At 69.3% G+C, this 23845-nt stretch carries 19 protein-coding genes; 6 read left to right on the top strand and 13 right to left on the bottom strand.

All coding sequences use genetic code 11. The features are described from left to right. Positions 1 to 5 precede the first annotated feature (5 nt). The 6 genes from ABL843_RS17970 to ABL843_RS17945 all read right to left on the bottom strand — a co-directional run bounded on the left by ABL843_RS17970 (position 6) and on the right by ABL843_RS17945 (position 4910). Positions 6 to 416, bottom strand: a complete 411-nt coding sequence (locus ABL843_RS17970) for a VOC family protein (protein ID WP_126022128.1) — start codon at positions 414 to 416, stop codon at positions 6 to 8. Positions 417 to 450: 34 nt separating this feature from the next. Further along, positions 451 to 912, bottom strand: coding sequence for a helix-turn-helix transcriptional regulator (locus tag ABL843_RS17965; protein WP_126022129.1), 462 nt, complete (start codon positions 910 to 912; stop codon positions 451 to 453). A 45-nt stretch (positions 913 to 957) separates the two neighbouring features. Then, complete coding sequence (gene trmB / locus ABL843_RS17960) at positions 958 to 1710, bottom strand: tRNA (guanosine(46)-N7)-methyltransferase TrmB (protein WP_418116721.1); 753 nt, start codon at positions 1708 to 1710, stop codon at positions 958 to 960. Continuing rightward, positions 1710 to 2681, bottom strand: a complete 972-nt coding sequence (gluQRS, locus tag ABL843_RS17955; protein ID WP_418116720.1) for a tRNA glutamyl-Q(34) synthetase GluQRS — start codon at positions 2679 to 2681, stop codon at positions 1710 to 1712. The genes trmB and gluQRS overlap by 1 nt, the downstream gene beginning before the upstream one ends. Positions 2682 to 2698: 17 nt before the next feature. Further along, positions 2699 to 3817: an NAD(P)/FAD-dependent oxidoreductase gene (locus ABL843_RS17950; RefSeq protein ID WP_418116719.1), complete on the bottom strand. Its 1119-nt coding sequence runs from the start codon at positions 3815 to 3817 to the stop codon at positions 2699 to 2701. 139 nt (positions 3818 to 3956) lie between these two features. Further along, complete coding sequence (locus tag ABL843_RS17945) at positions 3957 to 4910, bottom strand: LysR substrate-binding domain-containing protein (RefSeq protein ID WP_126023822.1); 954 nt, start codon at positions 4908 to 4910, stop codon at positions 3957 to 3959. A 160-nt stretch (positions 4911 to 5070) separates the two neighbouring features. On the opposite strand from ABL843_RS17945, the gene ABL843_RS17940 reads away from it, so the two are divergent. The 4 genes from ABL843_RS17940 to ABL843_RS17925 all read left to right on the top strand — a co-directional run bounded on the left by ABL843_RS17940 (position 5071) and on the right by ABL843_RS17925 (position 7814). Beyond that, positions 5071 to 5772, top strand: coding sequence for a pirin family protein (locus tag ABL843_RS17940; protein WP_126023823.1), 702 nt, complete (start codon positions 5071 to 5073; stop codon positions 5770 to 5772). An 87-nt stretch (positions 5773 to 5859) separates the two neighbouring features. Beyond that, positions 5860 to 6279, top strand: coding sequence for a DoxX family protein (locus tag ABL843_RS17935; RefSeq protein ID WP_184637278.1), 420 nt, complete (start codon positions 5860 to 5862; stop codon positions 6277 to 6279). Between the two features lie 36 nt (positions 6280 to 6315). Then, complete coding sequence (locus tag ABL843_RS17930) at positions 6316 to 6867, top strand: flavodoxin family protein (RefSeq protein WP_126023825.1); 552 nt, start codon at positions 6316 to 6318, stop codon at positions 6865 to 6867. Between the two features lie 23 nt (positions 6868 to 6890). Next, positions 6891 to 7814: a pirin family protein gene (locus tag ABL843_RS17925; RefSeq protein WP_418116717.1), complete on the top strand. Its 924-nt coding sequence runs from the start codon at positions 6891 to 6893 to the stop codon at positions 7812 to 7814. Positions 7815 to 7903: 89 nt separating this feature from the next. On the opposite strand, the gene ABL843_RS17920 is transcribed toward ABL843_RS17925, so the two are convergent. The 5 genes from ABL843_RS17920 to ABL843_RS17900 form a co-directional block, all read right to left on the bottom strand. Further along, positions 7904 to 9472, bottom strand: coding sequence for a tripartite tricarboxylate transporter permease (locus ABL843_RS17920; RefSeq protein WP_418116715.1), 1569 nt, complete (start codon positions 9470 to 9472; stop codon positions 7904 to 7906). A 4-nt stretch (positions 9473 to 9476) separates the two neighbouring features. Beyond that, on the bottom strand, positions 9477 to 10007 hold the full coding sequence (locus tag ABL843_RS17915; protein ID WP_126023828.1) for a tripartite tricarboxylate transporter TctB family protein: 531 nt from the start codon (positions 10005 to 10007) through the stop codon (positions 9477 to 9479). A gap of 154 nt (positions 10008 to 10161) precedes the next feature. Beyond that, positions 10162 to 11763: a sensor histidine kinase gene (locus tag ABL843_RS17910; RefSeq protein WP_418116713.1), complete on the bottom strand. Its 1602-nt coding sequence runs from the start codon at positions 11761 to 11763 to the stop codon at positions 10162 to 10164. Beyond that, entirely contained in the window at positions 11714 to 12430 is a 717-nt protein-coding gene (locus ABL843_RS17905; protein ID WP_418116712.1) for a response regulator, read from the bottom strand. Before ABL843_RS17905 ends, ABL843_RS17910 begins: the two co-directional genes overlap by 50 nt. A gap of 36 nt (positions 12431 to 12466) precedes the next feature. Further along, the gene (locus tag ABL843_RS17900; protein WP_418116711.1) at positions 12467 to 13252 is read right to left on the bottom strand and encodes a sulfurtransferase; all 786 of its coding nucleotides are present in this window, start codon (positions 13250 to 13252) and stop codon (positions 12467 to 12469) included. Positions 13253 to 13364: 112 nt separating this feature from the next. Here ABL843_RS17900 and dnaE point away from each other — a divergent pair, with 112 nt between their 5' ends. Continuing rightward, positions 13365 to 16883: a DNA polymerase III subunit alpha gene (gene dnaE / locus ABL843_RS17895; protein WP_418116710.1), complete on the top strand. Its 3519-nt coding sequence runs from the start codon at positions 13365 to 13367 to the stop codon at positions 16881 to 16883. 107 nt (positions 16884 to 16990) lie between these two features. Then, entirely contained in the window at positions 16991 to 17392 is a 402-nt protein-coding gene (locus ABL843_RS17890; protein WP_184637293.1) for a YgiW/YdeI family stress tolerance OB fold protein, read from the top strand. On the opposite strand, the gene ABL843_RS17885 is transcribed toward ABL843_RS17890, so the two are convergent. Then, positions 17376 to 22619, bottom strand: a complete 5244-nt coding sequence (locus ABL843_RS17885; protein WP_418116709.1) for an AAA domain-containing protein — start codon at positions 22617 to 22619, stop codon at positions 17376 to 17378. The genes ABL843_RS17890 and ABL843_RS17885 overlap by 17 nt on opposite strands. Next, on the bottom strand, positions 22616 to 23836 hold the full coding sequence (locus tag ABL843_RS17880) for a SprT-like domain-containing protein (protein WP_418116708.1): 1221 nt from the start codon (positions 23834 to 23836) through the stop codon (positions 22616 to 22618). Before ABL843_RS17880 ends, ABL843_RS17885 begins: the two co-directional genes overlap by 4 nt. Positions 23837 to 23845 lie beyond the last annotated feature (9 nt).

Below are 23845 nucleotides of genomic sequence, written 5' to 3'. Positions count from 1 at the left end.
GCGCCTCAGCCCTGCTGCTGGATGCGGATCAGGCTGCCCGCGGGGTCGCGCACCGCGCAGTCGCGCACGCCGTAGGGCTGGTCGGTCGGCTCCTGGACGATCTCGGTGTCGCTGGCCTGCAGCTTCGCGAAGGTGCCTTCGAGATCGGGCGTGGCCAGCAGGATGGCGGCGTAGGTGCCCTTGGCCATCATCTCGGCGATGGTGCGGCGCTCCTCGTCGGTGATGCCGGGGTAGGCTGCCGGCGGCGCGAGCACGATGGAGACTGCGGGCTGGCCCTTGGGGCCGACGGTGATCCAGCGCATGCCGCCGTATCCCACGTCGTTGCGGACCTCGAAGCCGAGCAGGTCGCGGTAGAAGGCGAGCGACGCCTCGGGGTCGTTGTGCGGCAGGAAACTCGCGTGGATGCTGATGTTCATCGTGATCGCTCCGGTCGGTTGTTTTGAGGAGCGCTCAGTCTAGGTGCGACTGTGCGGCCGGCGCTTCTCGATTCCTGATCGGTCGCGTGACCTGCTTCGCCACGCAGGACGGCATGCCCTCGGTCTGCTGCGCGGCATCGCGCTTGTAGGCGCTGGGCGACATGCCCACCAGCTCGGTGAAGCGGGTGCTGAAGGTGCCGAGCGATGAGCAGCCGACCTCGAAGCAGACCTCGGTGACGCTGAGGTCGCCCCGGCGCAGCAGCGCCATCGCGCGCTCGATGCGCCGGGTCATCAAATAGGAGTAGGGAGCCTCGCCGTACGCGAGCTTGAACTGGCGGCTCAGGTGGCCCGCCGACATGTGCACGCCGAAGGCGAGAGCCTCGACGTCCAGCGGCTGTGCGTATTCGCGGTCGATGCGGTCACGAACGCGGCGCAGCCGGGCGAGGTCGCGCAGGTGCAGTTGCTCGGCGTCGGTCTTGTTGCTGCTGCTGGTCATCCGCGGGATCGTGCCATGCCGGAGCGGCAGGCTCAACCCGGCAGCTCAGGCGGTCCGCTCAAACACCAGGTCCCACACCCCGTGGCCCAGCTTGATGCCGCGGTTCTCGAACTTGGTCAGCGGGCGGTACTCGGGCTTGGGCGCATAGCCCTCGGCGGTGTTGCGCAGCAGCGGCTCGCCCGACAGCACTTCGAGCATCTGCTCGGCGTAGGGCTGCCAGTCGGTGGCGCAGTGGATGTAGCCGCCGGGGCGCAGGTGCTGAGCGAGCTTGGTCACGAACCCGGGCTGGATCAGCCGGCGCTTGTTGTGGCGCTTCTTGTGCCACGGGTCCGGGAAGAACACGTGCACGCCGGCCAGCGTGCCGGGCTGCAGCATGTGGTCGAGCACGTCGACCGCATCGTGCGCGCAGATGCGGATATTTGACAGGGATTGCTCGCCGATGCGCTTGAGCAGCGCGCCCACGCCGGGCTCGTGCACCTCGCAGCAGAAGAAATTGGTGTCGGGCAGCACCGTCGCGATGTGCGCGGTGGCCTCGCCCATGCCGAAGCCGATTTCCAGCACCGTCGGGCCGGCGCGGCCGCCGAAGGCGGCGGTCAGGTCCAGCGGCTCGGGCTTGTAGGGCACGAGGTAAAGCGGCCCCAGCTCGGAGAAGGCGCGCGCCTGGCCTTCGGTGGTGCGGCCGCCGCGCTTGACGAAGCTCTTGAGGCGGCGGTGCAGCGGATGGGGCTTGGCGCCGTCGTCGGTGCCCTCGTCATGGTCGGGCGGGAGTTCGTTGGACACGGTATCGGAAAGATTCATCACGGCCGCGAATTGTAGAGAGCGCGCCATTCGGGCACCCAGCCGGCCAGCGCCGCCGGGCAATCCGAGGCCGTGGCGGGGCCCAGGCCCAGCACCCGCGCCGCCGCATCGAGCGCCGCCAGCGCGGCCGCCGGCGAGCCGGTGTCGATGGAGGTGGCGCCGTTCTGCTTGGAGAGCTTGTCGCCGTCGGCACCGCGCACCAGCGGCGTGTGCAGGTAGGTGGGCGTGGGAAAGCCCAGCGCGCGCTGCAGCAGGATCTGGCGCGCGGTGTTGTCGGTGAGGTCCTCGCCGCGCACCACGTCGGTCACGCCCTGTTCGGCGTCGTCGACCACCACCGCGAGCTGGTAGGCCCAGGGGCCGTCGGCGCGGCGCAGCACGAAGTCGCCGACCTCACGGCTCACGTTCTGGCACTGGCGGCCGAGGCGGCGGTCGGTGAAGCAGAGCTCGCCGCCGGTGCCTGCGTCGTGGCCGTCTTCTTCCTTTTCTTCCCAGGGCACACCGGGCGTGGGCGGAAGGTCGGCCTCGAACTTCTCGGTGGCGAAACGCCAGGCGCGCGCGGGCTTGCCGTGCAGCCCGTCGCGGCAGGTGCCGGGGTACACGCGCTCGCCATGGCGCTCATGCCGCTGGCCGAGCCGGGCGAGCGCCTCGTTGATATCCTTGCGCGAGCAGCCGCAGGGGTAGGCCAGGCCGCGCGCCTTGAGCCGCTCCAGCGCGGCCTCGTAGCGGTCGGTGCGCCGCGTCTGCCACACAGGGGGCTCGTCGGGCAGCAGGGCGCATTCGGCCAACTGCTGGAGGATGTGCTCGCCCATGCCGGGCAGGCAGCGCTCGGTGTCGGCGTCCTCGATGCGCACCAGCCAGCGCGCCTGCGGGCCGCGTGCGCGCACGTCGAGCCAGCTCGCGAGCGCGGCCACCAGCGAGCCCGCGTGCAGCGGGCCGGTGGGCGAGGGCGCGAAGCGGCCGGTCTCTCTCATCTCCCTGTGGCGTTGCCTCAGAGCACGTCCAGCGCGAGCGACAGGCCCGAGAGGAAGGCGTCTTCCACGCGGTGGCCGGTGCACCAGTCGCCCGCGATGCCGATGCGGGCCTTGGCGTCCCACAGGTGGGTGGTGCCCACGGGCACCTGCGTCTGCGCTTCATTCCAGCAGATGGCCTGGGCGTGCGCGGGCGTGGCATGGATGCCGGTGATCTCGGCGAAGGCGCGCAGCAGCTTGGCCTCGACGCGCGAGGGCGCGTCGCGCAGGTGCTCCTGCGACCAGGCTGCGCTGGCCTGCAGCGTCCAGCGTTCGATGGGCTCGCGTCCGGGCTTGGACGATTCGCGCGCCAGCCAGGCCACGCGGTGGTGCGTGCTGCGCGCCGCGTTCCACTGCGGACCGAGGTGCGACATGTCGGGCTGGTTCGCCTGGGGGTAGGCGATCATCAGCGTCCAGCAGGGCGCGATGGTCACGGGTTCGATCCTGCGGGCCAGCGTGGCCGAGAGCTTGCCGCCATCGCCCAGCAGCGCGCGGGCGCCGGCCGGCGGCACGGCCAGCAGTACGGCGTCGAAGCCCGAATACACATGCTGCGAGTCGTCGGCGCCGGAGGTGCGCAGCTGCCAGCGCTTCGCATCGAGCGCGTCGGGCTCGATCTGCGTGACGCGCGTGCCGGTGACCAGGTTCTCGCCCAGCGGCGCGGCCCAGCGGGCTACCAGCGAATCCATGCCGGGCTGGGCCACCCAGTGCGGCTCGAGGGAAGGCAGCGCGGCCTCGGCCACGCGGCCGTGCGCGTCGAGCACGCGCACGAGGTTGGCGCTCCAGCGCTTGCACACGCCGGGGGCGTTCTCCAGCGCCAGGGCAAAGCGCGGGTCGCGCACGGTGAAATACTGGGCGCCGCTGTCGAAGCGGCCGAAGGCGGTGTCCACGCTCGCCATGCGCCCGCCGGCGGCGTCGCTGCGTTCGAACAGCGTGACCTTGTGGCCGGCCTGCACCAGCGTTCTCGCGCAGGCCACCCCGGCAATGCCGGCGCCGACAACGGCGAAATGGCGGGGGGAGCGCGGCTGGCCCGGGCCGGCTGGGGTTCGGTGACGGTCGGCGGCGGCCTTGGCCGGCTTCTTTGCAGTTGCGCGAGTGCTCATGACGGACTCTCTTCTTCTGGATGGAATGCGGATGGATGTGTCTGCACTCTACATCGGTCCGGCAGGCGCTCCGCCTGAGGGCACACCCTTAGCGGCGGCGAGCGATCCTCGGCAATACTGATCGGCCCTTCATCGAGTTCTATCGGCCCCTGTGCCGTTCGAGCAGCGCGCGCCGCGTGCCCTCGTGCTCGAACTGTGCCAGCCACCATTCGAGCGCGCGCCCCGGCTTGCCGGCGCTGCGCACCCGCCACGCACAGTGCAGCGAGCCCAGCGGCGGCTTGCGCTCCGTCTTCAACTCGACCAGATGCCCCGCCTCGATGTACGGCCGCGCCATCGGCTCGGGCAGGAAGCCGCCGCCCAGCCCGTGCAACTGCGCCGCGATCTTGGCCTGCATGCTCGGCACGGTGAGCACGTCCTGCCCACCCACGAGGTGCACCGTGAGGCCCGGCGCCTGGCGGGCCGAGTCGGCGGCCGCCACCGCCCGGTGCTGCCGCATCACCGCGTCGCTCAGCGGCTGCGTGGCGCGCGCCAGCGGATGGTGCGGCGCCACCGCGTAGACGAAGCTCAGCTCGCCGATCGGCCGGCTTCGGATGCCGGTGGTGGTGAAGGCCAGGCTCGCGGCGTCGAGCACCGCGCCGATGGCGAGGTCGGCCTCGCCGGTGGTCAGCGCCTCGATGGTGCCCATCAGCGTCTCGTCGCGCAGCTTCAGCCGCGTGGGCGGCTCCAGCGCGAAGAAGGCGGTGGCCAGGTCGAGCAGCGGGTCGCGCGCGATCACGCTGTCGACCGCGATGGTCAGCATCGGCTCCCAGCCGGTGGCCACGCGCTTGACGCGATTGGCCACCGCGTCGATCTCGCCCAGCAGCCGCTCGGCCTCGCGCAGCAGCTCGGCGCCGGCTTCGGTCAGGCGGGCCTGGCGGGCGCTGCGGTCGAACAGCAGCACGTCGAGCGCGTCCTCGATCTGGCGCACCCGGTAGCTCAGGGCGCTGGGCACCAGGTTCAGCGCCCGGGCGGCGGCGGCGAAGCTGCCGGTGGCGGCCACGGTCTGGAGCATGGCGAGGGAGTCGGGGGTCAGCACGTCTCTGGGGCTGGGCATGGTGGCTCCATTGATCAAAATATTTGAATGGTGCCATCAAACCGCGGCGCCTTTCCGAAGGGAGCGGCGGCCCAAAATTCTTCACATCCGCTGCGCATCCGGCGCGGCATACGAAAGAAGCCCGAGCACCCCGACGGGGCAGGGCAGAAGGAGTCCGACCATGTTGCAAGTCCGTAAATCCCAGGAACGCGGTTACGCCGATCACGGCTGGCTGCGCTCGTTCCACAGCTTTTCCTTTGCCAACTACTACGACCCGGCCCACATGGGCTTCGGCAACCTGCGCGTGATCAACGAAGACCGCGTGGCGGCGGGCGCCGGCTTCGGCACCCACGGCCACAAGGACATGGAGATCATCAGCTACGTGCTTTCGGGCGAGCTGGCGCACAAGGACAGCATGGGCAACGTGGAGAGCATTCCTCCCGGCGACGTCCAGCGCATGAGCGCGGGCCGCGGCGTGATGCACAGCGAGTTCAACCACAAGGCCGACCAGACCACGCACTTCCTGCAGATCTGGATCCTGCCGAAGGAGCGCGGCGTCGAGCCCGGCTACGAGCAGAAGAAGTTCAGCGACGCCGAGAAGCGAGGCAAGCTGCGCCTGGTGGCTTCGCCCGAGGGCAGCGAAGGCTCGGTGAAGGTGAATGCCGACGCGAGCCTGTATGCCGGCCTCTTCGACGGCGATGAAAAGGCCAGCCTCGCGCTCGACCCGAAGCGCAAGAGCTATGTGCACCTGGTGCGCGGCGAGCTCGAGGTGAACGGCCAGAAGCTCTCCGGCGGCGATGCCGCGATGCTCGAAGGCGAATCGCAGGTGACGCTGGGCGCGGGCAAGGACGCCGAAGTGCTGGTGTTCGACCTGGCCGCCTGATCTTTCTCCCCCTTGCCGGGCGCTGGCCGCCCGGCTTTTTTCATTTCTCTCTCTATCCAATCCAACCGAACCGAGGAGCTTTCAACCATGGCAACCGCAAACACCGCACCGAATCCCGCACAAGACACTCTGGCCCTCGTCGGCCGCATCCTTATCGCCTACCTGTTCATTCCCGCCGGCATCGGCAAGCTGATGGGCTTCGGCGGTACCGTCGGCTACATCACTTCCGCAGGCCTGCCGATGCCCGAGGTGGCGGCGGCGATCGCGATCATCGTGGAGCTGGGCCTGGGCATCGCGCTGCTGCTGGGCTTCAAGACCCGCTGGACCGCGATCGTGATGGCGATCTTCACCGTGGCGACTGCTCTGTTCTTCCACAAGTACTGGTCGGCGCCCGAGGCGATGAAAATGATGCAGCAGATCAACTTCAACAAGAACATCGCGATCGCCGGCGGCCTGTTGGCTCTGGCCGCCTTCGGCCCCGGCCGCTTCAGCATCGACAAGCGCTGATCGCGACATCACCATCACCGACAGGAGCACCATCACATGGCAAACATCGTCGTCGTCTTCCATTCCGGCTACGGCCACACACAGCGCGTGGCGCAGGCCGTGGCCGACGGCGCGGGCGCGCAGCTGCTGGCCATCGACGCGGACGGCAACCTGCCCGAGGGCGGCTGGGAGCTGCTGGCCGCGGCCGACGCGATCATCTTCGGCTCGCCGACCTACATGGGCGGCGTGAGCTGGCAGTTCAAGAAGTTCGCCGACGCCTCTTCGAAGGTCTGGTACACGCAGGGCTGGAAGGACAAGCTCTTCGCCGGCTTCACCAACAGCGCCACCATGAACGGCGACAAGGTCACGACCATGACCTACCTGTGGACGCTCGCGATGCAGCACAGCGGCATCTGGGTCAGCATGGGCATCCTGCCGAGCAACAGCAAGGCCGCCACGCGCGACGCGATGAACTACGTGGGCGGCTACGGCGGCCTGCTGACGCAGTCGCCGTCGGATGCCAGTCCCGCCGAGATGTCCAAGGGCGATTTCGACACCGCCCGCGCATTCGGCGAGCGCGTGGGTGAAGTGGCAAGATCCCGCAAGTAACCGGACCCCAAGGAGAACCCACGATGACCGACATCGCCCCCGAAACCCGACTGCTCAAGCCGCACGACAAGGACCTCGGAGGCGGCTTCCAGGTCAGGCGCCTGCTGCCCGCGGCGCAGCAGCGCTCGGTCGGGCCTTTCGTGTTCTTCGACCATTTCGGTCCAGCCACCGAGCAGCCGGGCAGCGAGCACGACGTGCGGCCGCATCCGCACATCGGGCTGTCCACGGTCACCTACCTCTTCAAGGGCGCGATGATGCATCGCGACAGCCTGGGCAGCGTGCAGGAGATCCTGCCCGGCGCCATCAACTGGATGACCGCCGGCCGCGGCATCGTGCACTCCGAGCGCAAGCCCGAGCGCCTGAAGGCCGACACCTACGTGAACCACGGCCTGCAGCTGTGGGCCGCGCTGCCGCAGGCGCATGAAGAAATCGAGCCCAGCTTCGAGCACACGCCTGCCGACGCGATTCCCGAGCTGGTGGAGCAGGGCGCGGCGGTGCGCGTGCTGGTGGGCGAGGCCTTCGGCGCGCGCTCGCCGGTGAAGACGCATTCGCAGACCGTCTACCTCGACATCGCGCTGCCCGCGGGCGGACGCTTCGAGCTGCCCCCGCTGGCGCCCGAGCTGGCCGTCTACGCGGTCGATGCCGACCTCGCGGTGAACGGCGAGCCGGTCGCGGTCCACACCATGGCCGTGCTGCCGAACGGGCAGGGCGGCGTGCTCACGGCCGATGCCGCCGTGCGCCTCGTGGTGATCGGCGGCGAGCCGCTCGACGGCCCGCGCTACATCACCTGGAACTTCGTCTCCAGCCGGCGCGAGCGCATCCTCGAAGCCGGCGCCGACTGGGCGGCGCAGCGCATGGGCCACGTGCCCGGCGAGACCGAGTTCATCCCGCTGCCCGGAAAGCCCTTCGGCGTGCGCGAGCCCGACACGGGCACCACGCCGGTCTGAGCCTCCAGCATGCGGTGGTAACGGCAAAGAACAAAGAAAAGGCCCGCGATGCGGGCCTTTCGTCTTCTTACCGAGGCGGTCGGGGCCGGTTATTTGCCGCCGATCGTCAGGCTCTCCGCAGGCGGTGCGCCATCGGGCGTCTTCGGCAGCTCGAGCACGGCCTTGCGGCTGCCGCGGCCGCGCCATGCGGAGTAGCTCACGCCCAGCAGCAGCAGCGTGCACAGGCCGATGAAGGTGGCGCTGATCGGCCGCGTGACGAACACCGACATGTCGCCGCGCGAGAGCAGGAGCGCGCGGCGGAAGTTCTCTTCCACCATCGGCCCGAGCACGAAGCCCAGCAGGATCGGCGCGACCGAGAATTCGAGCGACATCAGCACCGCGCCGACGATGCCGAACACCAGCACCTCCCAGATCTGGAACAGGCTGTTCTGCGTGCTGTACACGCCGGTGGCAATGAAGAACATCGCCGCCGGGAACAGGTACTTGTAGGGCACCTTCAGCAGCTTCACCCACACGCCGATCATCGGCACGTTCAGGATCACGAGGATCACGTTGCCGATCCAGAACGAGGCGATCAGGCCCCAGAAGATGTCCGGATGCTCGGTGATGAGTTGCGGGCCGGGCTGGATGCCCTGGATCAGCAGTGCGCCCAGGATCAGTGCCATCACCGCGTCGCCCGGAATGCCCAGGCTCATCGTCGGGATGAAGTCGACCTGCGTCTTCGAGTGCGCCGAGGCCTCGGGGCCGGCCACGCCTTCGATCATGCCGGTGCCGAACTTGTTCGGCGTCTTCGACACCTTTCGCTCCAGCGCGTAGGCGATGAAGGTGGTGATGGTCGGGCCCGTGCCGGGCATCGCGCCGAACACCGTACCCACCAGCGTGCCGCGGATCATCGCGGGGAACGCGCGCTTGAGTTCTTCCTTGCTCGGGCGCATGTCGCTGAGCTTGAGCGTGCCGGTGTCGCCGATGGCCTTCATGCGGTTCACGTTGAGCAGGAAGTCGGCCACGCCGAAGAGGCCCATCGAGATCGCCACCAGCTCGAGGCCGTCGCTGAGTTCAGGCAGGCCGAAGGCGAAGCGGAAGCTGCCGCTGTTCACGTCGGTGCCGACCACGCCGCACAGCAGGCCGAAGATCGTCATCGCCACGCCCTTGAGCGGCGAGCCGCGCGACATGGTGGAGCCGGCCAGCAGGCCCAGCAGCATGATCGAGAAGATCTCGGTCGGGCCGAACTTGAACGCGATCTGCACCAGCAGCGGCGAAGCGAAGATCATCACGATGATGCCGACGGAGGCCGCGAAGAACGAGGCGATCATCGTCACCCCGAGCGCGACGCCCCCCTTGCCCTGCTTGGTCATGGGGTACCCGTCGAGACAGGTCACCGCATGCGGCGGGTGCGAGGGCATGTTCATCAGGATGGCGCCGATGGCGCCGCCGTACTGCGAGCCGTAGAAGATGCCGGCCAGCATCAGGATGGCGGGCACCGGATGCATCACGTAGGTGAGCGGCAGCAGGATCGAGATGGCCTGCAGCGCACCCATGCCCGGCAGCACGCCGATCAGGTTGCCCACCAGCACGCCGAAGAAGGACCACAGCAGGTTCGAGCCCTGGAAGGCGACGCCGAAGCCGTACCAGAGGTCGTGGAGCGATTGACCGATCATGGCTTCAGCCTCCCCACTGGAACAGGGGCAGCTGAAGCTTCAGCGCCCACCAGAAAACGACCACCGCGATGAAGCACATCGCGAGCGAGAGCAGCAACGCCTCGGTCAGCGTGTTGTCGCGGTCGCCCAGCGCCGAGATGAACACGATCGCGAAGGTCGCCGGCAGCAGGCCGCCGTACTCGCCGAAGAGCAGGAAGGCGAGGATGCCGAGGATGATGCAGATGCCGCCACGCAGGTCGGGCATGCCGCCCGGGTGCCCGTGCGAGGCCGCTTCCTCGCTCGCGCCTTCCGCCGATTTTTCGCCGCGCGCGGAGACCGCGATGAGCAGCCCCGTGAGTGCCAGCAGCGCGCCGAGCGCGACGGGGAAGAAGCCCGGGCCCATGTGCGCCAGCTCGCCGACGCGGTAGCCGACACCGGCATACACGGCGGCCAGGCCGACGACGATCAGCAGCGCGCCGCCGTAGTAGTCTTTCTTGAATTTCGAAGCGGGCCGGGGCGCGTGCGAGGCCGGATCTTCACCGAGCTGGTGCTGCATAAGTCTCCTTCGTCTGGAAGGAGCGCAGTCTAGGAATCGAGACTTTCAATCCCCTTTCGGCAGGGGCTCTCGCGGCCTTGCGGGCCGCAAAATACGTGTAATCACGTACCGGCCTATCCGGTGAAACCCTTGCAAAAACGAGCGTGGATGCGGCTCACGAAGCGTGCAGCGGCAGCCTCAGCGTCGCGCGCAATCCGCCGCCGTTGGGACGCTCGGGCGTGTCGGCATTCGAGAGCTCGATCTCGCCGCCGTTGCGCCGCGCATAGCCGCGCGCGATGGTGAGGCCGAGACCCGCGCCTTGTGCCGCTCCCGTGCCCGTGGCGCTGTCGCGGTTGAAGCGCTCGAACACGCTCTCGCGCCGCTCGGGTGCGATGCCCGGTCCGCTGTCGCACACCTCGGCAAGCGCATGCGTGGCATCGCGCCGCACGGTCACGGTGATGTTGCCGCCGCGCGGCGTGTACTTGATGGCGTTGTGCACGAGGTTGGCGAGCACCTCGTGCAGCTCCGCAGCATTGGCCGCGACGGGGAGCACGGGCGTGTCGTCCTCGTCGTCGTCGCTCGATTCATCGCTGCCTTCCGCATCGTCCGTGCCGATGTCGCCGCGCGCGTCGACCCAGCCCAGGTCCTGGTCGTTCTCGCGCGCCAGCGGCAGGTATTGCAGCACCACGCCGCGCGCGATGGCGTTGAGGTCGGCCACTGCAGCCCCTGCCGGCGCGGCTTCGTCGCCCGCGGTGGCATGGGCCAGCGCCAGCAGTTGCTCGCTCAGGCGGCGGGTGCGTGCGAGCTGCACGACGATGGCCTGCAGCGATTCGCGCATGCGCGCCGGATCGGTCTCGCGCACTGCGTAGCCGGCCTGGATCGACAGGATGCTCAGCGGCGTGCGCAGCTGGTGCGAGGCGTCGGCCAGGAACTGCGACTGCTCCGCCACCATGCGCCGGTGGCCCGCGATGTGGTGGTTGACCGCGTCGACCAGCGGCGCCACTTCATGCGGCACGCCGCTGGCGTCCAGCGGCGTGAGGTCGTCGCGCGGGCGCTCGCGCAGCGAGCGGCGCAGGCGTTCCAGCGGGCGCAGCGTCCAGGCCACGCCCAGCCACACCAGCAGCGCCATCACCACCACCATGCGCGTGTCGCGCAGGAACTCCTGGCGCAGCGTCTCGGCCTGCGCCTCGGTGCGCGGGCCCGTGCCCTCGGCCGCTTGTATGAGCACGCTGTAGGCCTCGCCGGGATGGACGTTGTCGTACACCGTCTGGCGCAGCGCGGCCACGCGCACCGGGTGCTGCTGGTAGACCGCGTCGTAGAACACCGGCGTGCCGTCGGGCGGGCGGTGCGCCGGGCGCGGCAGGCCGGGCACGCCCATGAGGGTTGTCTCGGGCGAGTTCACATCCAGCGTCCCGCCCTTGGGAATGCGCTGCACGCCGACGTGCAGGTACTTGTAGCGCAGCCGGGTCGACTCGAACATCGCCTGGATCGAGAAGGGCTCCTGCACGCGCACGCTGCCGTCGCTGGCCACCACGATGCCGTTGGCCAGCGCCTGCACGGGTTCCAGCAGGCTCTGGTCGTAGGCGACGACCAGCGAGTCGGTCAGCGCGCGGTAGTCGCTCCAGCTGTCCAGCGCCAGCAGCAGCACCAGGCCCGGCAGCAGCAGCGCGAGCAGGCGCGCGCGGATGCCGAAGCGCTGCGGCCGCGGTGACGGCTGCTGTTGCTGCTCAGCCGCCGTCGCCGGGGAGGTCGCTGCGGGCTGAAGCTGAGGTTCCATCGGCAATGCTCTCCAGCATGTAGCCCAGGCCGCGCACGGTGACGATGCGCACGTCGCTGTCGGCCAGCTTGCGCCGCAGCCGGTGCAGCACCACCTCGATGGCATCGGGGCCGGCGGTGCTGTCGTTGGTAAACACCTTGGCGAAGAGCTGCGACTTGCCCACCGGCGAGCCGCTGCGCAGCAGCAAGGCGGTGAGCGCGGCCTGCTCGCGCGGCGTGAGCGACAGCAGCGTGCCGCGCAGCGTGAATGCGCGGCTCTGGCTGTCGTAGGAGAGCGAGGCGCACTGCAGGCGCGGGTGCTGCTTGCCGCGGCTGCGCCGCACCAGCGCCGAGAGCCGCGCCTCCAGCTCTGCCAGCTCGAAGGGCTTGGTGAGGAAGTCGTCGGCGCCCAGGTTCAGGCCGCGCACCCGGTCCTGCAGAGCACCCTGCGCGGTGAGAATCAGCACCGGCGTGCGGTCGTCCGCCGCACGCATGTCGGCCAGCACGCTCAGGCCGTGCTTGTCGGGCAGGCGCAGGTCGAGCACCACCGCGTCGTACTCGGTGCCGGCCATGAAGGCCTCGGCCGTGCGGGCGTCGGGTGCGTGGTCGGGCACGAAGCCGCTTTGGGTGAGCGCGCGGACCAGCCAGGAGGCCATGTCCAGTTCGTCTTCCACCAGGAGGATGCGCATGGGGCCTGCCGCGTCTCGTTGTCGTCGTTGTTGCCGTTACTGCTTGATGGCGAGGTCGGGGTCTTCCGAGGCGCGGGCGCTGGCGCGTGCCGAACGCGCGCTCAGGTCGGGCGCCAGGGCCTCGCGGCCGTCGAAGACGAAGCAGTCGCCCTTGTAGTGCGCGCCGCCGACCTCCTCGAAGTACTTGAGGATGCCGCCTTCGAGCTGCAGCACGTTCTCCACGCCTTCCTCGTGCATCAGGATCGCCGCCTTCTCGCAGCGGATGCCGCCGGTGCAGAAGCTCACCACCGTCTTGCCCTTGAACTCGTCGCGGTGCGCGCGCAGGGCGGGCGGGAATTCGGTGAACTTGCCGATGCGCCAGTCGATGGCGCCTTCGAAGCTGCCGTAGTCGACCTCGAAGGCGTTTCGGGTGTCCAGCAAGGCTATCTCGCGGCCCTGGTCGTCATGGCCCTGGTCGAGCCAGCGCTTGAGCGTGGCGGCGTCCACGCCGGGCGCACGGCCGGCCTCGGGCTGGATGGCGGGGTGGTCCATGCGGATGATCTCGCGCTTGAGCTTCACCAGCATGCGCCGGAAGGGCTGCGCGGCCGACCAGCTTTCCTTGGCCTCCAGGTCGGCGAAACGGGCGTCGGCGCGCAGATAGGCCAGGAAAGCCCGCACGCCCTCGGCCGTTCCGGCCAGGAACATGTTGATACCTTCGGGTGCCAGCAGGATGGTGCCCATCAGCCCCAGGGCCTGGGTGCGGGCACGCAGGTCTTCGCGCAGCGCGGGGCTGTCGTCTATGGCCACGAACTTGTAGGCCGCGATATTCAAAATCTCTTGCACGGGGCGGGATTTTAGGTGCCGGCGGAATATCGCCCGGGTACAGGGCCTCTGCCGGGGTGATTCAGGGATTGCCAACCCACATCGTGGAGGGCCCGCTTTCTACAATGGAAGCATGTTTGTTCACCTGCGCCTGCACACCGAGTTTTCCGTCGTCGACGGCACCAACCGAATCGACGACGTCGTCAAGGCCGCCGCTGCCGACAAGCAGCCCGCACTGGCCATCACCGACCTGAACAACCTGTTCGGGGCCGTCAAGTTCTACAAGCAGGGCCGGGGCAAGGGCGTCAAGCCCATCGTCGGCGCCGAAGCCTTCGTGGACGGGCTGGGCAAGGAGCCCGGCGCTCTCACCCGCATCGTGCTGCTGGTGCAGAACATGGAGGGCTACCTCAATCTGTCGGAGCTGCTCGCGCGGGCATGGACGCAGAACGTGGGCCGGGGCCAGTCGCAGGCGGCCTGCAAGCTCGAGTGGCTGCAGGAGCTCTCGGGCGGGCTGATCGCGCTGTCGGGCGCGCAGGCCGGGCCGCTGGGGCAGCCGCTGCTGCAGGGGCAGGGCGAGCGCGCGGCCGAGCTTGCGCTGCAGCTGGCGGGTATCTTCCCGCACCGCTTCTATATCGAGCTGCAGCGCGCGGGCCGGCCCGAGGACGAGCCGCACGTCGTTGCCGCCGTGCAACTGGCGGCCCGGCTGCACCTGCCGGTGGTCGCCACGCACCCCGTGCAGTTCGCCACCCGCGAGGACTACGAGGCGCACGAGGCGCGCGTGTGCATCTCCGAAGGCGAAATCCTGGGCAACCCGCGCCGGGTGCGCCGCTTCACCGAGGAGCAGTATTTCAAGTCGAGCGCCGAGATGCAGGCGCTCTTCGCCGACGTGCCCAGCGCGCTGGCCAACACGGTCGAGATCGCCAAGCGCTGCAACCTGACGCTGGTGCTGGGCAAGCCGCAGCTGCCGGACTTTCCGACGCCTTTCGTCGCCGAGGGCGTGCGCATGCCCATCGACGACTTCTTCCGCCAGGAATCGTTCTACGGCCTGGAGCTGCGCCTGAAGCACCTCTACCCCGACGAGGCCAGGCGCGACGCCGAGCGTCCGCGCTACGTGGAGCGGCTGGAGTTCGAGATCAACACCATCCTGAAGATGGGGTTCCCGGGCTACTTCCTGATCGTGGGCGACTTCATCCAGTGGGCCAAGAACAATGGCTGCCCGGTGGGCCCCGGCCGGGGCTCGGGTGCCGGCTCGCTGGTGGCCTACGCGCTGAAGATCACCGACCTCGACCCGCTCGAATACAAGCTGCTGTTCGAACGCTTCCTGAACCCCGAGCGCGTCTCGATGCCCGACTTCGACATCGACTTCTGCCAGGGCAACCGCGACCGCGTGATCGACTACGTGAAGGACAAGTACGGCCGCAACGCCGTGAGCCAGATCGCCACCTTCGGCACCATGGCCGCGCGCGCGGCCATCCGCGACGTGGGCCGCGTGCTCGACATGAGCTACATGTTCTGCGACGGCATCAGCAAGCTGATTCCGAACAAGCCGGGCATGTCGGTCACGCTGCAGTACCCGCCCGAGAAGAAGATCGAGGGCGACAAGAACAACTACGCCATCGAGATGGAGCCGCAGCTCGCGGAGCGCATCGAGAAGGAAGAAGAAGTGAAGATGCTGGTCGAGCTCGCGCAGAAGCTCGAAGGCATGACCCGCAACATCGGCATGCACGCCGGCGGCGTGCTCATCGCGCCGGGCAAGCTCACCGACTTCTGCCCGCTCTACCAGCAGCCCGGCAGCGAATCGGCCGTGAGCCAGTACGACAAGGACGACGTGGAGGCCATCGGCCTCGTGAAGTTCGACTTCCTGGGCCTGGCCACGCTCACGATCCTGGAGATCGCGCGCGAGTTCATCATGAAGCGCCACAAGGGCCAGGAGAACTTCGCGTTCGAGAACATCCCGCTGAACGACGGCGCGACCTACCGGCTCTTCTCCGACGGCAAGACCGAAGCCGTGTTCCAGTTTGAAAGTCGCGGCATGCAGGGCATGCTGAAGGACGCGCGACCGACCCGCCTGGAAGACCTGATCGCGCTGAACGCGCTGTACCGCCCGGGCCCGATGGACCTGATTCCCAGCTTCGTGGCGCGAAAGCACGGCCGCGAGGACGTGGAGTACCCGCACCCGGCCGTGGCCGAGATGCTCTCCGAGACCTACGGGATCATGGTCTACCAGGAGCAGGTGATGCAGACCGCGCAGATCCTGGGCGGCTACTCGCTCGGCGGCGCCGACCTGCTGCGCCGCGCGATGGGCAAGAAAAAGCTCGAGGAGATGGCCGAGCACCGCGAGAAATTCCGCGCGGGCGCGCTCGCCACACACGGCATCGAGCAGGACAAGGCCGACGAGATCTTCGACCTGATGGAGAAGTTCGCGGGCTACGGCTTCAACAAGTCGCACGCCGCCGCCTACTCGCTGCTGGCGTACCACACGGGCTGGCTCAAGGTTCACTACACGGCCGAGTTCTTCTGCGCCAACATGACCGTGGAAATGGACGACACGGACAAGCTCAAGCTGCTGTTCGAGGACGCCCAGAAGAACTTCGGCATCACCTTCGAGCCGCCGGACGTGAACCGCGGCAACTACCGCTTCGAGCCGGTCACCAACAAGGTGATCCGCTACGGCCTGGGCGCCGTCAAGGGCACCGGCCAGCTCGCGGTCGAGGCCGTGGTGCGCGCGCGCGAGGAGGGCGGGCCGTTCAAGAGCCTGTACGACTTCTGCGTGCGCATCGACCGCCAGCGCATCAACAAGCGCACGGTGGAAGCGCTGATCAAGGCCGGCGCCTTCGACGCCATCCAGCAGAACCGCGCGGCGCTGGTCGCCTCGCTCGACCGCGCCTTCGAATTCGCCAATGCCACGGCGGCCAACGCCTCGCAGGCCGACATCTTCGGCGACTGCGACCACGGATCCGCCACCGCCGAGCCCGACCTCGTCGACGCCACGCCCTGGGGCGTGAAGGAGCGCCTGACGCTCGAAAAGACCGCCATCGGCTTCTATCTCTCGGGCCACCTGTTCGACGAGGTCTCGCACGAGGTGCGGCGCTTCTGCAAGCGCGAGATCACCGACCTGCTCGACAGCCGCGACCAGCAGGTCATCGCCGGTATCGTGAGCGACTTCCGCGTCATCAACGGCCAGCGCGGCCGGCTGGCGATCTTCAAGCTCGACGACAAGTCCGATTCCATCGAGGCCACGGCCGACGAGGCGCTCATCAACGCCAACCGCAACACGCTGAAGGACGACGAGCTCGTCATCGTCAGCGGCCGGCTGCAGCCCGCGCGCGGCGGCTTCGAGGCCCGCTTCCAGGTGCAGCAGGTGTGGGACCTGGCCTCGGCGCGCTGCCGCTTCGGCAAGTTCCTGCGCGTGGCGGTCAACGGCAAGGCGCCCGACATCGCGCGCCTCTTGAAAGACTTTCCGCCGCGCACCGAGCAGACCGAGGTGGGCGACCTGATACAGGGCCTGCCGGTGCGGCTGTCGATGGCGCGCGCGGGTGCGCAGGTCGAGCTGCAGCTGGGCGACCGCGCCAAGTTCTTCCCGACCGACGCGGCGCTGGCCAGCTGGACCGCGCAGGCCGAGGCCGGTAAGGCACTGATCGTCTACGACTGATCGATTTCTTCCTGCGCCACTGCAAGTGCCCGGCGGGCGTGGGCTCTTTGGGCTGCTGGCTAGGATTCCTCCCGTCTTTCAACCAAGAAGTTCAGGAGGAACTCCGCATGAAGAAATCGTCCCTCGTCCTCGCGCTTGCCCTGGCATTGCCTTTCGCTGCTTCGGCGCAATACACCGGCCCGAGCACGACCCCGCAGAACGCGGCCGCGGGCACGCCCTACGCCGGCCCGAGCACCGTGCCGACCATGACCGTCAAGCAGCTGATCGACACCGGCAAGGACGACCAGCACGCCACGCTGCGCGGCTTCATCGTCTCGCACGACGGCGGCGAGCACTACACCTTCGCCGACGACACCGGCCGGATCAAGGTGGAGATCGACGCCAGGCACTTCCCTCCGGGCGTGAAGATCGACGACAAGGTGCGCGTCGAGATCACGGGAGAGTTCGACAAGGACCTGATCGGCAGCAAGGTCGAGCTCGACGTGAAGCGCCTCAGCGTGCTGCGCTGATCTCCTCCTCGGACGCAGCCCCGGCCTTCGCCAGGGCCTGCTCGATCTGCCCGAGCACCGCGTCGGGATCGTGCAGCCAGTCCTTGCCCAGCACCTGCAGCACTCGCCAGCCGAAGGCGTCGAGGATGCGCGGGCGCGAAACGTAACGCTCCAGCACGTTGCGGTTCTCGTAGTGCGTGGCGGTGTCGACCAGGATGCCCAGCGCGTAGTGGCCGTCATTCGGCGTTGAGTCCGGCGATGAACCCGGCGCACGCAATGCGAGGTCGCAGCGGAAGCGCGACTGTCCCACCTGCTCGTCCACCGCATGGCCGCGCGCACGCAGCGCGGCGGCGATCTGCGCCGTCACCTCGTCGGCCCGCGCATGGCGCGGTGCGCCGCTGCCGCGCGTAAGCGGGTTCATGCCTTCGAGCACGCGTCTTGCCGTGCCCGCGTCGCCGCGCGAGAGGCACTCCGCGTAGCGCAGGAAGTTCTTCAGCGCGGCCGCGCCCTCGTTGTGGTCGTTGGTGATCGCCTCGTGCCGGATGGTCGAGACCACCGCCATGTGGTGCCGCGCGCGGCTGAAGATCACGTTCAGCCGCTTCTCGCCGCCGCGCTGGTTGATCGGCCCGAAGTTCATGAGCATGCGGCCCTCGGGGGTCGGGCCGTAGCAGATGCTCAGCAGGATGATGTCGCGCTCGTCGCCCTGCACGTTCTCCAGGTTCTTGATGAAGAGGCCGCAGAACTGGTCGTCCTCCTCGCGCACGTACTCGGCTTCTAGCCGGGCCGCGAATTCGCTGTCGACGGCGGCCAGGGCCTCCAGTTCGTCCTCGATCTCGCCCTGCTGCGCTTCCGAGAAAGCCACGATGCCCAGGCTGAGCCCCGTTTCGCGGCGCAGAAGCTCGCGCACCAGCTGCGCGATGTGGCGCGCCTCGCCCTCGTTGACGCGGTTCTCGTACACCGCGTCGGTCACTCGGTGGAAGCTGATGGCGCGCGAGAGCAGGGCGTCGGCCTGCGCCGCCACCGATGCATCGGACGGGCTGCGCGACTGCACCAGGAGCTCGTCGCGCTCGGGCGCCGGCAGGCTGCGGTCGGGGATGGTGTAGAGGTTGCCCGCGTAGAAGGCTGCATTCGAGAAGCCGATGAGCGACTCGTAGCGGCTGCGGTAGTGCCAGGCCAGCAGGGTGGCGGGCAGGTTGCGCGCGCCCTGGTTCAGCAGGCTGTCGGCGTCCAGCACCACGGCGATGCGGTCGCCTTCCTCCTCGACCGAGACGGTGTCGTCCTCGGGGTCGCGGCCGGACGAGAAGAAGCTGGTCGGCGGCAGCTGCATCTCGTCGCCCACCACGATGATCTGCGGCGCGCGGTAGAGCGCGGGCACGGCTTCCTCCACCGGGATCTGGCTGGCCTCGTCGAAGATCACCACGTCGAACAGGTCGGCCGCCAGCGGCAGCGTGTCCGACACCGACAGCGGGCTCATGAGCCAGATCGGCTTCATGTCGCGCACCACCTGGCCGGTGTCGCCGCTGGCGAGTTCGCGGATCGCCTTGTAGCGCATGGTCTTGCCGAACTCGTGTTCGAGCTCGCGGCGCCCGGCGTTGTAGCTCTTCTTGAAGAGCTTGCCCTCTGCGTCGAGCTGGCTGGCTGAAAGAGCGCTCTTCTGCACATGGTCGCGGAAGCGCTGCCGCACCGCGGCGGCCAGCGTGCGGGCATTGCGCCCGAGCAGCTTGCGTTCGGCTTCGGCCAGCCGCTGCGCATGGCGCGCGAGCGCGGCGCCGTCGAAGCGCGGCAGCCAGCGCTCGGCGCGGTAGACGCGCTCCAGGCTTTCGCGCGCCACCGCGTACTCGATGGCGTCGGGCGGCAATGGCAGGGTGCGCAGAGCCGTAGCGACGGCCGGGTCGGCATCGGCCAGCTCCTGCAACGGCACCAGCACGGAGGGCAGGGCGTCGGCCTGTTCGCGCAGGGTGCGGGCCAGCCTTTCGAGCGCGTCGAGCGGCTGGCTGGCGGCGTCGTGCATCAGTTCGCGCAGCAGGGCATCGAGCGTGTCGGTGCGCGTACCGGCAGCGGCGAGCTGCTCGACGCTGCGGGTGGCTGCGCCCGCGCCGGTGCGCAGATGGGCCTGGAATTCAGAGCGCAGGCCGGTGCTGCCGTCGGGGTTGCGCAGCGCCTGAAGCTGCTGCACGAAGGCTTCGGGGTCGGCGCAGCCGTAGTCGGCTTCGATCCGCGACTGGTGCTTCTGCAGCGCGGAACGGGCCGTGTGCTCGGCCAGCAGCTGTTCGAGGACCTGGCTCGGCTGCGGACGCACTGCGTGGGCGGCGAAGTTGTAGCGGCGCTTGAGCTCGCCGTGCAGGCGCCACCACGAGGGCCTGAGCCAGCGGAGGATGGAGCTCTGCTGTTCGCGGGCCTGCGCGAGGCCGGCTTCGGTGTCGGCGGGCGAGAGCTTGTCGCGCCACTGGGCGGTGCGCTGCAGCGCCTCGTCCAGCGCCTGCGTCAGGCTTCGGCGCTCGGCCATGGTGTTGCCGAGCGCGAGGCTGTCGGCGTGCGTGCCGTCCAGCAGGCTGAGTTGCCCGCGCGTTGCCAGCGAGGCCACGCGGCGCGCATCCGCCACCACGGACAGGGCGTCGGCCCATGTGGCGCGGGCTTCGGCCAGCGGCGGCCAGGCATCGGCCAGCGCATCGCGGCAGGCGCCGCTCGAATCGGCGGCACGCTCGGAGAGTTCGACCAGCTTCGCGAGCGGCTTTTCCTGCCGCAGCAGCGAGGGCGCGAGCTGCGAGAACACGTGCTGCGCGAGGCTCTGGGAGCCCAGGCTTTCGGTCACGGCCAGATGCAGGCGCGAGATCAGCTCGGCATGGCCGCGCCATGCGGCGTAGGCGGGCAGGGCCTCGGCCTGCAGCGGCGTCAGCGCCGGGTCCTGGGGCTTGAGTGCGATCAGCCGCGAGACCAGCTCGCGCAGCGTCACCGCGATGTGCTGCGGCACCTCGCGCATGGCGGCGTCGAAGCGTTCGAGGGCGCGCAGGTCCAGCTCCATCGCATCGACCAGCTGGTTGCGCTCGGCCGTCTCCTGCGCCAGCTCTTCCGGCGCTTCGAGCCAGTGCTCGTAGGTCTTGCGCAGGTTCTGTACGAAGGCCTTCTTGTCGCCCTGCGAGTCGTGGATCATGCAGCACAGCTCGTCCAGCCCCTGCTGGCGCAGGCGATGGAACACCACGTCGATGGCGGCGCGCTTCTCGCAAACGAAGAGCACGCGTTTGCCGCGCCCTACGTAGTCGGCGATCAGGTTGGTGATGGTCTGCGACTTGCCGGTGCCCGGAGGCCCCTGGATGATGTAGCTGGTGCCCGTGCGCGCCAGCGCGACGGCGGCGGTCTGCGTGGCGTCGGCCTGCACCACCGGCCACTGCTCGGCCAGCGGCAGCGAAGGCGGCGCCTCGGCGTCCACCTGCCTCGGCTGCAGCGAGAACACGCGGTCGAAGGCCTCGTTGGCGATGCCCGATTCGGCCAGCCCCGAGTAGTCGCGCACCAGCGACATCTTGCGGTGGTTGAAGTTGCCCAGCGTCACGGCTGTGAGGTCGATGTCCCACTGGTACGGGTTGCCGCTGCTCTCGCGCAGCTCGATGGTCTTGCGCTCGGTCTGCGCCGTGGTGGTGGCGCTGTCGGGCGCCATCTGCGGCGCACGCGGCTGCGGCCTTGCGCCGACGGCGTCGCGCACCGGCAGCGGCACGCCGCGCACGCGTGCGTGGAAGAGCTGCAGCCCGAGCGGACGGAAGTCGTCCTGCGCATAGCTGAAATCGTGCACCGCGGCCGGCTGCGCCGAGGCTGCGCGCACCCGGGTGCGGCGCCTGAACTGCTCGAGCCGCTGGCGCGCGCGCTGGTGGATCAGCGCGATCTCGGGCTGGCGAACCAGCCGTAGTTGCACGCCGGGCTCGCTCTGTGCGATCTGTGCGGCCAGCTGGGCGTGGAACTGCTCGATGGTGGTCTCGCGCAGGTCCACCGTCTCTGGCAGCACGATGCCGTAGAGCTGGCGCAGGTGGTGCCGCAGCGTGGGGTTGACCTGCGCCTCGCTGGCGGCGGCTTCCAGCAGGTACTGGTCGCGCACGCCCTTCTTGCGCGTGAGCTCCACCGGCAGCATCAGCAGCGGCGAGGCGATGCGCTCGGCCGCGTCTTCCTTCAGGTTGTGCCAGCGCAGGAAGGCGATGACCAGCGACAGCTGCGAGAAGCCGTACTCCGAGCGGTCGCGCCGCGCCTCCTGCAGGATGCGGTCGAGCGCGCCGGGCAGGTAGGGCTGGTCTTCGAAGCGCAGCCAGCGCGCCAGCGGCACGGGGCTGCAGGCGGTGATGTCGGAGGCGAAGCGGCCGTCCCACAGGCAGAGCTGGTCGACGCGGATGCTGTGCATGTCGACCACCAGCGGCACGCTGGCGATGGTGAGGTTCACATGCGCCTGCGTGGGCTTGAAGTACAGCAGCCGGTTGCGCCGCGACAGGTCGAACAGCCGGTCGCGCAGGTGCAGCTGGATCGCCTCGCGGCGCTGGCCTGCGCCGTCCTTCGCGGGGGCGATGCGCTCCAGGCCCAGGTCCAGGTCCAGCGGCTGATCGCGGTAGGTTTCGAGGCGGCGGATCACCGAGGGCAGGTCTCGCGCGCGCTCGTGGCGGTTCAGCGCCGTCATCTCGAAGATCACCGCCGCCACCACCGGATGCAGCCGGCGGTTCAGGTTGAACAGGTTGCCGCGGTTCGCGACGAAGCGGCCCAGTTCCTCGCCGTCGCCGAAGTCGAGCCCGCATGAGAGGCTGGCGAGCACCTGGCCCAGGCACAGGATGTCGCCGAGGGCGTCGTGGTGGCCGAAGCGCTGTTCCCAGGCGCCGTAGCCGGGCAGGTAGACGGGGCGCGTCGGCAGCGCGTCGGGCGCGGCGTCGGCCATGAGCATCAGGTTCTCGACCGAGACGCCGGCATCGGCGTCGATGGTCACGCGCTGCTCGCCCACCACGCGCAGCACAGAGGTGGCGGGCTGCTCCAGCGGCGCGATGGCTTCGGGGTTGCGGCGCGGCTCGGTGCCTTCGGGCTGCGCGAGTGCAAGCGCCGGGGCTTCGGTCACGCGGTAGGCGAAAGCGTTGCCGAGCGCGGCGACCTTGCCTTGCTCGTGCAGGGCCGAGACTTCGCGCAGCAGCGGCAGCACGAGCTTGAGCACGTCGTCGGTCTGCAGTCCGCCATGGGCGTCGGCGGCGTCGATCAGCTGCAGCAGGGGAGCGGATGCCTGGGTTGTCATGTGGCGGCGGTTTGCTGATGCTGGGACTGCGCCTTGTCGAGCAGCGCGGCGGCCTCGCGCTTCACGCGCGTGAGGTTGCGCTTGGGAAAGCGCATGTCCTTCACCACGCGCTGCTCCAGGGGCCCGGCACAGCCGAGCGCCTCGGCGATGCCGAGCGCGGCGGCGAGGGTGACGTCGTCGAGTTCGGGGTCGGCCGCGACGAAGTCGACCAGCACGCTGGCCAGGTAGTCGTGCAGCCCGGCGGGCACCGCCTCGGGCGGCGGCATGTCGGAGGCGGGGGGCTTGAAGTCGGGGAAGAAGCGGCGCGCGTGCGCCAGCAGCGGCTCCGACTGCAGGAAGGGCCGCTGCAGCAGCTGAGCGATGGTGGCTCGGGTGATGGCGCCCACGCGCTGCTGGCCGAGGATGTCCAGCGTGCCCAGGTCGAGCGGGCCTTCGAGCGCGCCGGCCAGCCATTCGTCGGCTTCGGGCTCGCGGCCGGTCCACAGGCGCAGCGCGCGGGCGCGCACGAACACTTCGGGATGGCTGGCACCGCGCGTGTGCATGTCGGGCGCGGCGCAGATCTCCTCGGCCTGCTGCAGGTAGCTGGCGGCGTTGACCTGGCTCAGCCCTGTCTGCACCTTCACCAGCGCGCTCACGACCGGCTCCAGCGCGCCGCAGGCCACGCAGCCTCCGCGGTCGGCGAAGGCCTCGGTGTAGAGCGCGTAGCGCCGCGCCGCCTGCAGGTGGCTGGCATCGGCGCGCGGATTGGCGGCGGTGGCATTGAGCAGCCGGTCGACGACGTGGTACCTGCCGCCGTCGCGCTCCCACAGCAGGTAGTGGGCCAGCTCGTGGCCCAGCACGGCCTGCATCTCGGCGCCCTGCAGGCGTTCCAGCAGCGGGCCCGAGAGCACGATGTGCGCTTCGCCCGGCATGAAATGGATGGAGGCGTTCATCGCGCCGTCTCCCGCCTGGTAGAGCGTGACGGAGGCTGTGATGCCCAGGCGCTGCGCGGCCACCTGCGCATGCGAGTGCAGTTCGGGGTGCGCGGCGGCGTCGAGCCGGTAGGAGTTGCGCAGCAGTTCGGCGCGCACGGCGGCGGCGTGCTCCTCGCGCGCCTCGGCGGAGGCGGCCCAGCGCCAGACTTCGGGTTCGTTCGCCTCCAGCCATGCGGCCAGTGCCCGCTGGTAGGGCAGCGGAGCCAGGTCTTCGAGGCTTACGGCAGGGGTTGTTTCGACCATGTCAGGAGC

This window comes from Variovorax sp. 350MFTsu5.1, assembly GCF_048302515.1.
In the GTDB taxonomy this organism is placed as follows: domain Bacteria; phylum Pseudomonadota; class Gammaproteobacteria; order Burkholderiales; family Burkholderiaceae_C; genus Variovorax; species Variovorax guangxiensis.
This window is presented reverse-complemented; position numbering and strand designations above follow the sequence as displayed.

Coding starts and splice junctions, on each gene's coding strand:
- ABL843_RS17970 (WP_126022128.1), bottom strand. CDS start 416: ATGAACATCAGCATCCACGCGAGTTTCCTGCCGCACAACGACCCCGAG.
- ABL843_RS17965 (WP_126022129.1), bottom strand. CDS start 912: ATGACCAGCAGCAGCAACAAGACCGACGCCGAGCAACTGCACCTGCGC.
- trmB (WP_418116721.1), bottom strand. CDS start 1,710: ATGAATCTTTCCGATACCGTGTCCAACGAACTCCCGCCCGACCATGAC.
- gluQRS (WP_418116720.1), bottom strand. CDS start 2,681: ATGAGAGAGACCGGCCGCTTCGCGCCCTCGCCCACCGGCCCGCTGCAC.
- ABL843_RS17950 (WP_418116719.1), bottom strand. CDS start 3,817: ATGAGCACTCGCGCAACTGCAAAGAAGCCGGCCAAGGCCGCCGCCGAC.
- ABL843_RS17945 (WP_126023822.1), bottom strand. CDS start 4,910: ATGCCCAGCCCCAGAGACGTGCTGACCCCCGACTCCCTCGCCATGCTC.
- ABL843_RS17940 (WP_126023823.1), top strand. CDS start 5,071: ATGTTGCAAGTCCGTAAATCCCAGGAACGCGGTTACGCCGATCACGGC.
- ABL843_RS17935 (WP_184637278.1), top strand. CDS start 5,860: ATGGCAACCGCAAACACCGCACCGAATCCCGCACAAGACACTCTGGCC.
- ABL843_RS17930 (WP_126023825.1), top strand. CDS start 6,316: ATGGCAAACATCGTCGTCGTCTTCCATTCCGGCTACGGCCACACACAG.
- ABL843_RS17925 (WP_418116717.1), top strand. CDS start 6,891: ATGACCGACATCGCCCCCGAAACCCGACTGCTCAAGCCGCACGACAAG.
- ABL843_RS17920 (WP_418116715.1), bottom strand. CDS start 9,472: ATGATCGGTCAATCGCTCCACGACCTCTGGTACGGCTTCGGCGTCGCC.
- ABL843_RS17915 (WP_126023828.1), bottom strand. CDS start 10,007: ATGCAGCACCAGCTCGGTGAAGATCCGGCCTCGCACGCGCCCCGGCCC.
- ABL843_RS17910 (WP_418116713.1), bottom strand. CDS start 11,763: ATGGAACCTCAGCTTCAGCCCGCAGCGACCTCCCCGGCGACGGCGGCT.
- ABL843_RS17905 (WP_418116712.1), bottom strand. CDS start 12,430: ATGCGCATCCTCCTGGTGGAAGACGAACTGGACATGGCCTCCTGGCTG.
- dnaE (WP_418116710.1), top strand. CDS start 13,365: ATGTTTGTTCACCTGCGCCTGCACACCGAGTTTTCCGTCGTCGACGGC.
- ABL843_RS17890 (WP_184637293.1), top strand. CDS start 16,991: ATGAAGAAATCGTCCCTCGTCCTCGCGCTTGCCCTGGCATTGCCTTTC.
- ABL843_RS17885 (WP_418116709.1), bottom strand. CDS start 22,619: ATGACAACCCAGGCATCCGCTCCCCTGCTGCAGCTGATCGACGCCGCC.
- ABL843_RS17880 (WP_418116708.1), bottom strand. CDS start 23,836: ATGGTCGAAACAACCCCTGCCGTAAGCCTCGAAGACCTGGCTCCGCTG.